The organism is Halomonas sp. SIMBA_159 (assembly GCF_046536035.1).
Lineage (GTDB): Bacteria > Pseudomonadota > Gammaproteobacteria > Pseudomonadales > Halomonadaceae > Vreelandella > Vreelandella venusta_A.
Window position 1 is genome coordinate 1 of record NZ_JAWJBT010000636.1, and the last position, 270, is coordinate 270.

Annotated in this window: 1 protein-coding gene; it reads right to left on the bottom strand. The window is 56.7% G+C overall.

What is annotated here, in order from left to right; genetic code table 11:
• Positions 1–270 (bottom strand): DUF1513 domain-containing protein (locus R0J87_RS20755; protein WP_498888619.1); only part of this gene is annotated, 270 nt, incomplete at both ends.

A 270-nucleotide genomic window follows, 5' to 3' on the forward strand; every position in this document is an offset into this window, starting at 1 on the left:
GCGAGGTCGCCAGCAGATAACCGTCCAGGCTGGCAATACTGGCAATATAATGATTAAACCGCATCCAGTCCTCTTCATCCGCCAGCAGCGGGCGAAGCGCGCCGCCACGTGTATGCAAATGAACAAGCGGCGCGGCCTGCTCTGGCAGTCCACGATATTGCTGACCGCAGGCGATGTCACCGGTATCTGTCACGGCAAGGTGCCGGATACTCAGCCGTTTATCTGACAGCACAGCTTGCTCGACAACTTTCCCGCTCTGAATATCGAGAT